Source organism: Mesorhizobium sp. WSM4837, assembly GCF_055811435.1.
The window spans coordinates 51,720-64,643 of the sequence record NZ_JBVVQE010000020.1 but is presented as its reverse complement, the minus strand read 5'-3'; the positions used below and the strand labels follow the sequence as shown (position 1 = coordinate 64,643).

14 protein-coding genes are annotated in these 12,924 nt (G+C 63.8%); 1 reads left to right on the top strand and 13 read right to left on the bottom strand.

Features of this window, described 5'->3' with window-relative positions; genetic code table 11:
* Nucleotides 1–106: 106 nt before the first annotated feature.
* Entirely contained in the window at nt 107–613 is a 507-nt protein-coding gene (locus AC0L3D_RS14275) for an OsmC family protein (protein ID WP_023800720.1), read from the top strand.
* Nucleotides 614–627: 14 nt separating this feature from the next.
* Here the strand turns inward: AC0L3D_RS14275 and AC0L3D_RS14270 are convergent, their stop codons facing one another.
* From AC0L3D_RS14270 to rpsF, 13 genes are all read right to left on the bottom strand, one after another.
* Nucleotides 628–831 (bottom strand): hypothetical protein, encoded by a 204-nt coding sequence (locus AC0L3D_RS14270; protein ID WP_473627697.1) that lies wholly within the window; start codon nt 829–831, stop codon nt 628–630.
* A 119-nt stretch (nt 832–950) separates the two neighbouring features.
* Nucleotides 951–1,580: a hypothetical protein gene (locus AC0L3D_RS14265; RefSeq protein WP_287216716.1), complete on the bottom strand. Its 630-nt coding sequence runs from the start codon at nt 1,578–1,580 to the stop codon at nt 951–953.
* Nucleotides 1,581–1,661: 81 nt separating this feature from the next.
* Nucleotides 1,662–2,414 carry an SDR family NAD(P)-dependent oxidoreductase gene (locus AC0L3D_RS14260; RefSeq protein ID WP_287216715.1) on the bottom strand — a complete coding sequence of 251 codons (753 nt, stop codon included), beginning with the start codon at nt 2,412–2,414 and terminating at the stop codon, nt 1,662–1,664.
* 58 nt (nt 2,415–2,472) lie between these two features.
* The gene (gene purF / locus AC0L3D_RS14255) at nt 2,473–3,942 is read right to left on the bottom strand and encodes an amidophosphoribosyltransferase (protein ID WP_473644710.1); all 1,470 of its coding nucleotides are present in this window, start codon (nt 3,940–3,942) and stop codon (nt 2,473–2,475) included.
* 78 nt (nt 3,943–4,020) lie between these two features.
* Nucleotides 4,021–4,689, bottom strand: coding sequence for a CvpA family protein (locus AC0L3D_RS14250; RefSeq protein WP_023800716.1), 669 nt, complete (start codon nt 4,687–4,689; stop codon nt 4,021–4,023).
* 27 nt (nt 4,690–4,716) lie between these two features.
* Nucleotides 4,717–6,120 carry a DNA repair protein RadA gene (gene radA, locus AC0L3D_RS14245; protein ID WP_023800715.1) on the bottom strand — a complete coding sequence of 468 codons (1,404 nt, stop codon included), beginning with the start codon at nt 6,118–6,120 and terminating at the stop codon, nt 4,717–4,719.
* Nucleotides 6,121–6,350: 230 nt separating this feature from the next.
* Entirely contained in the window at nt 6,351–7,841 is a 1,491-nt protein-coding gene (locus AC0L3D_RS14240; RefSeq protein WP_023800713.1) for a replicative DNA helicase, read from the bottom strand.
* A 207-nt stretch (nt 7,842–8,048) separates the two neighbouring features.
* Nucleotides 8,049–9,017 (bottom strand): small ribosomal subunit Rsm22 family protein, encoded by a 969-nt coding sequence (locus AC0L3D_RS14235; RefSeq protein ID WP_473627696.1) that lies wholly within the window; start codon nt 9,015–9,017, stop codon nt 8,049–8,051.
* A 3-nt stretch (nt 9,018–9,020) separates the two neighbouring features.
* Nucleotides 9,021–9,344, bottom strand: coding sequence for a YnfA family protein (locus AC0L3D_RS14230; protein WP_473627694.1), 324 nt, complete (start codon nt 9,342–9,344; stop codon nt 9,021–9,023).
* Nucleotides 9,345–9,428: 84 nt separating this feature from the next.
* Nucleotides 9,429–10,718: a class I SAM-dependent methyltransferase gene (locus tag AC0L3D_RS14225; protein WP_473627693.1), complete on the bottom strand. Its 1,290-nt coding sequence runs from the start codon at nt 10,716–10,718 to the stop codon at nt 9,429–9,431.
* Between the two features lie 276 nt (nt 10,719–10,994).
* The gene (gene rplI, locus AC0L3D_RS14220; protein ID WP_091590536.1) at nt 10,995–11,579 is read right to left on the bottom strand and encodes a 50S ribosomal protein L9; all 585 of its coding nucleotides are present in this window, start codon (nt 11,577–11,579) and stop codon (nt 10,995–10,997) included.
* A 329-nt stretch (nt 11,580–11,908) separates the two neighbouring features.
* A complete protein-coding gene (rpsR, locus tag AC0L3D_RS14215) occupies nt 11,909–12,157 on the bottom strand; it encodes a 30S ribosomal protein S18 (RefSeq protein ID WP_006203718.1) in 249 nt (82 codons plus the stop codon).
* Nucleotides 12,157–12,648, bottom strand: a complete 492-nt coding sequence (gene rpsF, locus AC0L3D_RS14210; RefSeq protein ID WP_236371601.1) for a 30S ribosomal protein S6 — start codon at nt 12,646–12,648, stop codon at nt 12,157–12,159. Before rpsF ends, rpsR begins: the two co-directional genes overlap by 1 nt.
* Nucleotides 12,649–12,924: the final 276 nt, after the last annotated feature.

The window sequence follows — 12,924 nt, the reverse complement described above, 5'->3', positions numbered from 1 at the left end:
GCTTGTCACTCCGATCCAAATGTCGTGAAATCAAGGTTTAGGCCGTACCGGTTCTATTTCGAGTATCGTGACGAGCGATGAAAATGACTGCCGAAAAGGGTTGGACATGGACACCACAGGACTGAAGGCCATGCAGGCGCCGCTCAAGGAGGCGTATCGCGACGACGCATCGCGCGCGCTGATCACGCTTCGGGCCAAGGGCTCGGTCGACGACCAGTCGATCGCCTGCAAGGTCGAGACCGGCAGGGCGCTCGCCGTTGCCGGTCTGCATCCGGCTACCGGCGGTTCCGGGCTCGAACTGTGCTCGGGCGACATGCTGCTGGAGGCGCTGGTCGCTTGCGCTGGCGTAACGCTGAAGGCAGTGGCGACGGCGCTGGAGTTCAAACTCGGCGCCGCCACCGTGGAGGCCGAAGGCGATCTCGATTTTCGCGGCACCTTAGGCGTGGCAAAAGATGCGCCGGTCGGCTTCCGCGCCATCCGGCTGAATTTCAACCTCGACAGCGACGAGCCACAAGACCGCGTCGACACACTGCTCAAGCTGACCGAACGCTATTGCGTGGTGTTTCAGACCATCAATACGAGGCCGGAACTGACGGTCAGCGCTCAGCGCTGAACGCGCGCCGCCGGCTACTCGCTTTCGCCCTCGTCGGTGAACGGCGAGGCGCTCGGCACGCACTGCACCGACCAGCCGGCCGGCGTTGGCTGCTTCTGATATTCGGTGACGGCGAAGGCGCACTGTTCGCGAGTGTCGAACGTGCTGGGCAGCACCACCATGCCGCCTTGCGGGCCGGCAATCACCAGATACCAGACCAGCGCTACGCTCGAAGCCATGGAAATTTCCTCGCTTGTTGTGGGAGTCGGGTGATCCTATCAATTCTGGGCGATCGGCGAAAGCGCAGCCTGGCGCGGTGGGTCGCCACGCCAGCGTGTTCTGCATTTGTTGGGCCGGCTCAGTTCACGGCAAAGCAGTAGAACAGGCCGTCGCCGCCGGTGCTCCTCAGTGCCTCCTGACTGCAGCCGCCGCGTGAAGCGTGCGAGGAATTCCACGATTTGGCGGCGGCCGAATCGTCGAGACCGGTGCGGTCGTGATGGCCCGTCATTGCCGCACCTTCCGCTCCGCTGAGCGTCCAGTCGCCGCAGGTCTGGTCGGCAATTTTCGTGCCGTCGGGCTTGGACCCGGTCAGCACGTCGTGGCGGTTGGGCTTGTCGCCGCGGCCGTTGACCACTTCGCCCTTTTCGGTGAGCGCCGTCTGCTTGGTGATGGCGTTGGCATCGCTATGCAGCGAAGCGACATCGTCGGCGATCTTGACGCCCTTGGCGTTGAACCACGGTCCCGTGCCAATGCGATCGCGTGCATCGGTGTCGCTGGTCGAGAGGTAGGCGTGCCATGTCTTGCCCGTAACGCCCGCGGCTTCAGCCAGCGAGGCGCAATGCGCATCGGCGCCTGCGAGGCCGCCGAGATCGGCGCCCTTGCCCGAGCCGACGCTGGTGACGAAGAAGCTCATCGTCGCATCCTGCGAGGATGCGACGCCGATGGCTGCCAGCGATGCAGCGGCGGTGACGAGAAGCAGTCTGCGCATAGTGGTCCTCCGTTTCGGAAAATCTGGCATTCCAATAACGTCGGCAGCGGCGCAATTCGTCCGTCGAAATGCGCGATGCGTCTACTCCGGCTGCCGGTAGGCAACAAAGCGGTTGTGCTTGGCCTGGAAGATCAGCCCGGTCTCCGTAAGCGCCGGGCTGGCCAGCGGCACGATGCGTTTGGCGATCTCCTGGGGATGCGGCAGCGTCTCCGGATCCTCACCGGGCACCGCCTGCGCACGCATGGCGGTGCGGGTGGCGCCGGGATCGGCGGCATTGACCCTGAGGGCCAGGTTTTCCGTCTCATGCGCCCAGGAACGCATCATGGTCTCGACTGCCGCCTTCGACGCCGCGTAGGGCGCCCAGAAGGCCCGCGCCGAATGGGCGGCATTGGAGGAAAGCACGATGGCACGGCCTGCATCGGAGAGCCTGAGCAACGGGTCGACCGAGCGGATCAGCCGCCATGTCGAGGTAACGTTGATGGTCATAACTTTCTCGAAAGTCTTGGCCTCGACATGGCCGATCGGGGAGATGACGCCGAGCACCGCCGCATTGGCGACCAGGATGTCGAGCTTGCCCCATCGCTCATGGATGGCGCCGCCCAGCCGGTCGATGCCGGCCATGTCGGCGAGGTCGAGCGGCACAAGCGTGGCTTGTCCGCCCGCCGCCTTGATCTGGTCGTCGAGTTCCTCCAGCCCACCGACGGTGCGGGCAACGGCGATGACGTGTGCGCCGGCGGCGGCAAGTTCCAGGGCGATGAAGTAGCCGATGCCGCGCGAGGCGCCGGTGACGACTGCGACGCGGCCGGAAAGGTCGAGGCCAGGGGTGGGGATCATGCGAGGGCCTCCGTGAGTAGGCGTGAAACTCGGGAAGGCAATTGGTGTTCCGGCAATCCTACGCCCCGCCCGCCGCCAGCAGCGACAGCGTGCGCACATTGTCCGAACTTTCGAAATCGGCAAGCCGGGTCGGATATTGCCCGGTGAAGCAGGCGTCGCAGAATTGCGGCTGCTCATTGTCGCGGCCGGCCTCGCCGACGGCGCGGTAGAGCCCGTCGATCGACAGGAAACCGAGCGAATCGACGCGGATGAACTCGGCCATCTCTTCCACCGACATGCGCGACGCCAGCAGCTTCGACTTCTCCGGCGTATCGACGCCGTAGAAACAGGAAGCGCGCGTCGGCGGCGAGGCGATGCGCATGTGCACTTCCTTGGCGCCGGCATCGCGCACCATCTGCACGATCTTCTGGCTCGTGGTGCCGCGCACGATCGAATCGTCGACCAGCACCACGCGCTTGCCTTCGATCATGCGGCGGTTGGCGTTATGCTTGAGCTTGACGCCCATGTGGCGGATCGAATCGCCGGGCTGGATGAAGGTGCGGCCGACATAGTGATTGCGGATAATGCCGAGCTCGAACGGGATGCCCGCGGCTTGCGAAAAGCCGATCGCCGCCGGAGTGCCGCTGTCCGGCACCGGCACGACGATGTCGGCCTCGACCGGGCTTTCGAGCGCCAGCTCGGCGCCGATGCGCTTGCGCACCTCGTAGACGTTGCGGCCCTCGACCGACGAATCCGGACGCGCGAAATAAACATATTCGAAGATGCAGAAGCGGGTCTTCTGCGGCTCGAACGGAAACAGGCTCTCGATGCCCTTGGCGGTGACGACGACCATCTCGCCGGGCTTCAGGTCGCGCACGAAACGCGCGCCGATGATGTCGAGCGCGCAGGTTTCGGAAGCCAGGATCCAGGCGCCGTCGAGATCGCCGAGCACCAGCGGCCGGATGCCGAGCGGATCGCGGCAGCCGATCATCTTCTTTGAAGTCATCGCCACCAGCGAGAAGGCACCTTCGACCTGGCGCACCGCATCGATGAAGCGCGAGTTGAGATCGCGTTCCCTGCTGGTGGCGACCAGATGCAGCAGTGTCTCGGTGTCGGAGGTCGACGAGAAGATCGCGCCCTGTTTCTGAAGCGCGCGCTGCACCGTCATGGCGTTGGTGAGGTTGCCGTTGTGGGCGACGGCGAAGCCGCCATCGGCGAGCTCGGCGAAAAACGGCTGGATGTTGCGCTGGCCGGCGCCGCCGGTGGTGGCGTAGCGCGTGTGGCCGATGGCGCGGTTGCCTTGCAGGCTGTCGATGACGCGCTGTTTGGTGAACGTATCGCCGATCAGGCCGACATGATGTTCGACATGGAACTGGGTGCCGTCATAGGAAACGATACCGGCCGCTTCCTGGCCGCGGTGCTGCAACGCATGCAGGCCAAGCGTGACGATAGCCGCAGCGTCCTGCCGGCCAAAAATACCGAACACGCCGCATTCGTCATGGAAATGATCGTCAGCCTCGGCGGAAAGCACGTCGTCTGCGTCTGCCATCTTCAGCTCCGCTAAAGTCGCTATATAGTGTGATGACGGCTCGAGAGCAACGTAGAGTTTGCGGCCTTCACATGATCGTCAGTTTGCCGGCGCCGGATTGGCTGGTGCATTGTCGGCCGGTGGCGCGTCGGTTTCGCTGCCGTCGGGCGCCGGAGCATCGTCGCCAGTTGCCGGTGCGTCCGCCGCGGGTGCATCCGCTGCCGGAGGTGTCTCGGCGCCGGTCTCGGGTGCCGGCTGATTCGGATTGAGCCTGTTGAGGATCGCGTTTTCCGGATCCTCGGGCAGCAGGCTTTCGAGCTTGGCGCCGATCGATTCGAGCAGCGGCCGCGACTTGGCATCGGCGACCCAGCCCGGAGCCTTGGGGCCGGCCAGCCAGTTGAAGAACAGCAGGGCCACCGCGACGACCAGGATGCCGCGCGCCGCGCCATAGAGGAAACCAAGCGTGCGGTCGAGCGCGCCGACCCTGGAATCGATGATCCAGTCGGCGAGCTTCATGGTGATGATCGAGACGACGATCAGCGCGACGATGAAGACGATGCCGGCGGCCACCACCATGGCAATCTTCTCATTGTCGACATAGGGCTGAACGTAAGGCAGGACCGGTTGATAGAAAAAGAACGCTGCCGCGGCCGCCGCTATCCAGGAGATGACGGAAAGGACCTCGCGCGAAAAGCCGCGAACCATGGCGAGCATCGCCGAGACCAAGGTGAAGCCGACGAGAATTCCGTCAAGCAGCGTAATCGGCATGTCTTTTGCCCCACTTCATGAGCCGCGTCATTCTTGCTCGTCGGCGCGGCTGCGCCGTGAGCCGGCTATGCGCGCCACGAGATCGGCAAGCTCGGTGGGCTGGAAAGCGCCGGCCCCTATCCCCCCGGCAAGTTCCTCGCTGCCCAAGGGCAGAACCGCGCTTCCAAAACCCAGCTTTTCGGCTTCCTTCAGGCGCTGCTGCGCGTGCGCAACCGGCCTCACGGCGCCCGAAAGGCTGATTTCGCCGAAATAGACGCAATCGGCGGGAAGGGCAAGACCGGTGAGCGAGGAAACCAGTGCGGCCGCCACCGCCAGATCGGCGGCCGGCTCCGAGATACGGTAGCCGCCGGCGACGTTGAGATAGACGTCATGCGTGCCAAAGCGGACTCCGCAATGGGCTTCGAGAACGGCGAGGATCATCGACAGCCGGGCACCGTCCCAGCCGACGACGGCGCGACGCGGCGTGCCCAGCGACGACGGCGCCACCAGCGCTTGGATCTCGACCAGCACCGGCCTGGTACCTTCCATGCCGGCGAAAACCGCGGCGCCCGGCGCTTTCGCATGGCGTTCGCCGAGAAAAAGCTCGGATGGATTGGCGACCTCGCGCAGGCCCATATCAGACATTTCGAACACGCCGATCTCGTCGGTCGGTCCGAAGCGGTTCTTGACCGTGCGCAGGATGCGGTAGTGGTGGCCACCTTCGCCCTCGAAATAAAGCACCGCGTCGACCATATGCTCGACGACGCGCGGCCCGGCGATCTGGCCTTCCTTGGTAACGTGGCCGACGAGCACGATCGCCGCGCCTGTGGATTTGGCATAGCGGATCATCGCCTGGGCGGCGGCACGCACCTGGGTGACGGTGCCGGGTGCCGAATCGGCCATGTCGGTCCACAAGGTCTGGATCGAATCGAGGATCACCAGGTCCGGCCGCTTGCCGTCGGCGATGGTGGCGAGGATGTCCTCGACATTGGTTTCGGCGGCAAGCTCCACCGGAGTATCGGCGACGCCGAGCCGCTGCGCACGCAGCCTGATCTGGGCGACCGCCTCTTCGCCCGAGACGTAGACGATGCGGTGGCCCTTGGACGCCAGTGCTGCGGCGGCCTGGGTCAACAGCGTCGACTTGCCGATACCGGGATCGCCGCCGACCAGCAGGGCCGAGCCGCGCACGAAACCGCCGCCGGTGGCGCGGTCGAGCTCGCCGATGCCGGAAACGATGCGCGGCGCGTCCTCGATGTCGCCGGACAAAGTCGTGAGCACCACGGCGCGGCCCTTGCGCGCATTGCGGGTATTGGCCGGGCCCGAGCCGATGCCGCCGGACGTTCCCTCCTCGACCAGCGTGTTCCACTCGCCGCAGGCATCACATTTGCCAGCCCAGCGCTGATGCACCGAGCCGCAATTCTGGCAGATGAACTGGACGCGGGACTTGGCCATCAGCGTTGCGTCGCTCGCAAATGGCCGGAGGCGGGCGATCCTGCCCACCCCCCTCTGTCCTGCCGGACATCTCCCCCGCAAGGGGGGAGATTGGATGTCACGAATGCTTTCGCCAATCTCCAATGTCGAAGAAGAGACGCCAACGCAGAAGCTGCCGATCTCCCCCCTTGCGGGGGAGATGGCCGGCAGGCCAGAGGGGGGTGTGACGGAGCACGGCGGTAAGTCAAAAGCTACTCAAACCTCTCCGCAATATGATGCTCCTCGGCGAGGTCGGAGAAGCGGGTGAACTCGCCCTGGAAGGCGAGGCTGACCGAGCCGGTCGGTCCATGGCGCTGCTTGGCGACGATGACCTCGGCCTTGCCGCGCATCTCGTTCATCTCGTGTTCCCATTTGATGTATTCGTCGGTGCCCGGCTTCGGCTCGCGGTTCTTCAGGTAGTATTCCTCGCGGTAGACGAACATCACCACGTCGGCATCCTGCTCGATCGAACCCGATTCGCGCAGGTCCGAGAGCTGCGGGCGCTTGTCGTCGCGGCTTTCGACCTGACGCGACAGCTGCGACAGCGCAATGATCGGCACGGCAAGCTCCTTGGCCAGCGCCTTCAGGCCGGTGGTGATCTCGGTGATCTCCTGCACGCGGTTCTGCGAGGATTTGGCGCTCGACCCTTGCATCAGCTGGATATAGTCGATGACGATGACGTCGAGGCCGCGCTGGCGCTTCAGCCGCCGCGCCCGCGCCGAGAGCTGGGCGATCGAGATGCCGCCGGTCTGGTCGATGAACAGCGGGATCTTCTGCATGGTCTGCGAACAGGCGACCAGCTTTTCGAAATCCATCTCGCTGATCTCGCCGCGGCGGATTTTCGACGACGGGATTTCGGTCTGTTCGGAAATGATGCGGGTGGCGAGCTGTTCCGACGACATTTCGAGCGAGAAGAAGCCGACGACGCCGCCATTTGCCGCCTTGAACGAACCGTCGGCCTGTTGTGCCGGCACATAGGCTTCGGCGATGTTGAAGGCCATGTTGGTGGCAAGCGAGGTCTTGCCCATGCCCGGGCGGCCGGCGATGATGATCAGATCGGACGGCTGCAGGCCGCCCATGCGGCGGTCGAGATCGCGCAGGCCCGTGGCGACGCCCGACAGGTGCCCGTCGCGCATATAGGCGGCGTTGGCCATGTCGACGGCGGTCTTGACTGCGTCGGTGAAGCTCTCGAAGCCGCCATCGTAGCGGCCGGTCTCGGCCAGCTCGAACAGGCGCCGCTCGGCATCCTCGATCTGCTCGGATGGCGACATGTCGACCGGCGCGTCGTAGGCGATGTTGACCATGTCTTCGCCGACGGTGATCAGGGCGCGTCGCGTGGCGAGATCATAGATGGCGCGGCCGTAGTCGGCGGCATTGACGACGGTGACCGCCTCGACGGCCAGCCGTACCACATATTGCGCAACCGTCATGTCGCCGACCCTCTCGTCGGCCGGCAGAAAGGTCTTCAGCGTGATCGGCGTCGCTATCTTGCCCATACGAATGAGCTCGGCGGCGACCTCAAAGATCTTTCTGTGCAGCGGCTCGTAAAAATGGCCGGATTTCAGGAAATCCGACACGCGGTAGAAGGCGTCGTTGTTGACGAGGATGGCGCCGAGCAGCGCCTGCTCGGCTTCGATGTTGTTCGGTGCCTCGCGATAGAGCGGTGTTTCCGCCACGCCGAATTTTCGTGCTGCCTCTGCCATTACGTCCCCGATTTCGATGCCGGTCTCTCGATATCAGTAACGGGATAGGTCGGTGATGACTTATCTGCATCAGTCTTCATTCAATCAGCTTCGGTGCCCGCGATTCACAGCCAAGTTTTTTCGGTGGAAAGAATCTTGATTGACTCGAATCAAGATGGCGAGCCTAGCCGTTCTCGGGCGAGAACAAAACAGGAAAATAGCTGCCAATCACTCCGGCAGTGCGTCGCCCCAGTCGAGTCGCCGCGCGGCCTTGAACACATCGCCGTCGCGCTTGGTGAACAGTTTCTCGTCGGCGCTGCCGTCCTTCTCGCAAAGTTTCAGCAGGACCTTGCCCGAGCCCGATTTCGGCGGTGCGATCACACGCGCCTGCGGCGGGGCAGCAGCGTGGCGGGAGGCAGCGACATAGATGAATTTCTCGTCCTCCCATGGCACGTCGGCGTCCTTGGCCAGCCGGTGCAGGCGCGAACGCGCGACACGGCGCGAAAAATGGCACCAGTCGGGCGGGGCGAGCGGGCAGGGTGACTTATGCGGGCAAGGCGCAAGCACGTGCGCACCCGCCTCGATCAGCTGCCGGCGCACGGCAAGAATGCGCTGCCATCCGGCCGGCGTGCCCGGCTCGACGACGAGCAGCGTGTCGTTGGTCAGCTGCCAGAGCCGGTCGATCAGTTTTGGCAGCGACACCGGTCCGATCTCGTCCAGCACATAGGCGCAGGTGACCAACTCGGCCGGCTTGAGATCGGCGAGATCGAGGCTGACATCGCCGGCCAGCCAGGCGACCTTGGCCGTCATCGCCTCAGCGGCAAGCGCCGCGCCGACCCGGCGCACCGCCGCGCTCGCCTCGATCAGCACCGCCTGCTCGAGGTCGGGCCAGAGATCGAGCGCAGCCCAAAGCACGGTGCCGGGGCCGGCGCCGACGTCGAGCAGGGTTTTGGGTGCATGATCGGGCCTTGCCTCGCTGACCGCATCGAGACTGGCACGGACAGCGGCATAGGTCGCCGGCAGCCGCGTCGCCAGATAGGCCTTGACCGCGATCTCCTCGGCCATATGCAGGCGGCCGTCGCGCAGTTCGGCGCGATAGCGGTCCGACAGCGTTTTTGCCGCTTGCTTCAGCGTCGGCAGCGGCACTTTTTCGAGGAGGCGCTCGACGCCCTGTCGAAGCGGGATAGGCAGTTCCATAGCTCAGGCACCCCGAGGTGCGAGCAGGATCACCGAGGCGCCAACGATGCAGAGCGCGGAACCGGCAAGGTCCCAGCGGTCGGGGCGCACGCCTTCCACCAGCCACAGCCATCCGAGCGAGGCGGCGATGTAGATGCCGCCATAGGCGGCATAGGCGCGGCCCGCAGCACTGATGTCTACCAGCGCGAGCAGGAAGCCGAACAAAGCGAGCGTGACCAGGCCTGGCGCCAGCCACAGCGGCGACTTTTCCAGCCGCCACCATGCCCAGATCGAAAAGCAGCCGGCGATCTCGGCAAGGGCAGCAACGATGTAGATGAGATAGGTCATGAAAAAAGTCTCGCGGCGACGGCGAGACCTTTTTCAGCGTGTGGGCCGCCAATGGCAAGCGGCAATGGCGTGATCGCCGGCGGTCTATTCCATATCCGCCACCTTGCGGCGCCGGGCGGGCTTGGCGGCAGGGGCTTTTGGACGATGCCCCATGTCGCGCAGCTGCAACGCCTTCTCGCATTTGGCCATATAGTCACGAGACATCGGCAGCGTGTCGTTCTTCTTGGCGATCTGGATCTGGAAGACCACCAGATCCTGCCAGCGGAAAGCGGCTTCCGAGGCTGCCAGATAGAACTCCCACATGCGGCAAAACCGTTCGTCATAGATCGCCTTGGCCTTGTCGCGGTTGGCGGCAAAGCGCTGGCTCCAATGTCTCAGCGTCTCGGCATAATGTAGCCGCAGGACTTCGATGTCGGTGACCATGAGGCCCGACTTTTCGATCGCCGGCATCACTTCCGAGAGCGAGGGGACGTAGCCGCCCGGGAAAATGTATTTGCGGATGAAGGCGCTGGTTGCCCACGGCGCGCCGGAGCGGCCGATCGTGTGCAGCAGCATGACGCCGTCCGGCTTCAAGAGCGTCGCCGATTTGTCGAAGAAGGTGCGGTAGTGGTTGACGCCGACATGCTCGAACATACCGACCGAAACGACGCGGTCGAAGCGCTCGTTGAGCTCGCGGTAATCCCTCACTTCGAAATGCACGCGGTTTTCCAGGCCTTGCGCATGGGCGCGGTCGGTGGCGACGCCATGCTGCTCGGTCGACAACGTCACGCCTTGCACGTCGACGTCGAAGGACTTGGCGAGATAGAGACCGAGCCCACCCCAGCCGGAACCGATGTCGAGCACCGTCTGGCCGGCCTTCAGCCTGAGCTTGGCGGCAATGTGGCGCTTCTTGGCTGCCTGCGCCTCGTCGAGCGTCATGTCCGGCTGCTCGAAGTAGGCGCAGGAATACTGCATGTCCTCGTCGAGGAAGAGTCTGTAGAGGTCGCCTGACAGATCATAATGGCGCTGCACGTTGCGGCGCGCTCGCGCCGCCGTGTTGATCTGCTGCAGGCGGCGGAAGGCGTGACGCAGGCCTTCAATCGCCTTCGACCAGGTGGCATCGATGCCGCCGCTGTCCATGTTTTGGAAGGCGATGCGCATCACCCCAAGCACGCCGCCCTCGAGTATATCGAGCTCACCGTCCATATAGGCTTCCGGCACCGCCAGCATCGGATCGAAGCTGATGGCGCGCTCGGCATGCGTGGTCTTGATGTGCATGTGCACCAGATCGCCGCTGCCGTCACCGAAAGTCACCGAGAGGCCTTTCGGTCCGGTGACCTTGAGATTGCCGGTGCGCACCAGGCGGTCGAGAATGCGTTTCAGCAGAATATTCATGAACAAAGTCCCCTCTCGGTCAGACACGCTGTCTCGGCGCATGACCCGACAATCGAAATCGATTTCGGAAAGGATCATGCGCCGAACCAAAGTCCTGCAGCGTCCTTTGCGCGTCCAAACGACGCGCGGCGCTATAGTCTGCATCAAGATATAGGGGGTCGAAAAGTTCCGTTTGGCACAAAAAAGCCCGGGCGAGGCGCCCGGGCGTTGGCCCAGAAATGACTGGAAGCCGACGAAATGTTTTAAAGCGCCGCTCTGACGCCTTGTGACGTGCAATCAGCCGTTGTCTTCGCCGCCTTCGAACTCGGCATTGGGATCGAAGAAGTTGTCCGGGCGCGCATTGTCGTTGATGTCGTCGCCATAGATGGCTTCGGCTGTGGTCAGCATCTCGCCCTTGGCCTGGCGCTCGGCTTCGTCGGCCGTGCGGGCGATGTTGAGCGTGATGGTGACCTCGACTTCCGGATGCAGGGCGATCGCCACATTGGTCAGGCCGATGGTCTTGATCGGCTGGTTGAGCAGGATCTGGTTGCGGTTGACCGAGAAACCTTCCGCCGTCAGCAACTCGGCAATGTCGCGGGTCGACACCGAGCCGTAGAGCTGGCCGGTTTCGCCGGCCGAACGCACGGCGATGAAGCTCTTGCCGTCCAGCTTCTCCGAAATCTGCATGGCCTCGGACTTGCGCTCGAGGTTGCGGGCTTCGAGCTGGGCGCGCTGGCCTTCGAATTTCTTCTTGTTGGCTTCGTTGGCGCGCAGCGCCTTGCCCTGCGGCAGCAGGAAGTTACGGGCGAATCCATCCTTGACCTTGACGGTATCGCCCATCTGGCCGAGGCGGGAAACGCGTTCGAGAAGAATGACTTCCATGGTTTTGTTCCTTCGTTTGGGCGCCAAATCACTGGCATCGACGCCGAATTGTCTGGAACAGGTCAGGAAGCTGAGGGCGTCGCCGCCGATGTCGCTGTCCTGCCTGTCGCGGCAGTTAGAGGTCTTCACCCCAACCCGGGATTTGATGGCAACCCCGCGGCGCCCGTCGCCGTGGGAAAAGCGGGCGGCGAACCGCCCGCTGGCTAGACCATGATCCCGAAAAGTGGAAACCGGTTTTCGGATAAGATCATGGTCAACTAGTCAGTTTGTCCATGATCCCGAAAAGTGGAAACCGGTTTTCGGATAAGATCATGGTCAACTGATCAGTGTTAGCGAACCACGTAGGGCAGCAGGCCGAGGAAGCGGGCGCGCTTGATCGCCTTGGCGAGTTCGCGCTGCTTCTTCTGGCTGACGGCGGTGATGCGCGACGGCACGATCTTGCCGCGCTCGGAAATATAGCGCTGCAGAAGTCGCACGTCCTTGTAGTCGATCTTGGGCGCGTTGGCGCCGGAGAACGGGCAGGTCTTGCGGCGGCGATGAAACGGGCGCCGGGTCGGGATCTGGTTGATGTCGACCATTATTCTGCACCCCCTTCAACAGCTTCGCGCGGACGGCGCGGGCCACGGTCTGCACCATCGCCACCGAAGCTGCGCGGCGGGCGATCGCCACGGTCGCCGCGATCGCGGTCGCCGAACGAGCGCGGGCCACGGTCACGGTCGCCGAAGCCGCCGCGTTCCGAGCGCTCTTCGCGCTTCTGCATCATTGCCGACGGGCCTTCCTCATGCGCATCGACCTTGATGGTGAGGAAACGCAGCACATCCTCGGACAGGCCCATCTGGCGCTCCATCTCGTTGAGCGCGGCCGGCGGGCAGGTGATGTCCATCAGCGTATAGTATGCCTTCCGGTTCTTGTTGACCCGGTAGGTGAGGGACTTCAGTCCCCAGTTCTCGACCCGGCCGACGGACCCGCCATTCGCTGAGATGACGCCCTTGTACTGTTCGACAAGCGCATCGACCTGCTGCTGCGAGAGGTCCTGCCGGGCAAGAAACACATGTTCGTAAAGAGCCATATTGTTCTTTGCCTTTCTTCGTTTCTCTCCCGGTCCCGGCGGCAAAAGCCTCTGCAACTTCTCTGACCCGGCGATCCCTGGCGGGGCGGGGAAGAAAGGAGCATGACGAGACGGTCGAGAGCGGAGACACGGGAGGCGGAAGCGCTTCTGGCTCCACGCGAAGGTTTCGAAAAACCTCCGGCCCTCCGTTCAGCCCCCAGCAAGGACCGGCAGATTGCGGGCGTCTATACAGGAATTTGGCCGCAAGACAAGGGCGAGCCGAAAAACCGCCGCGCT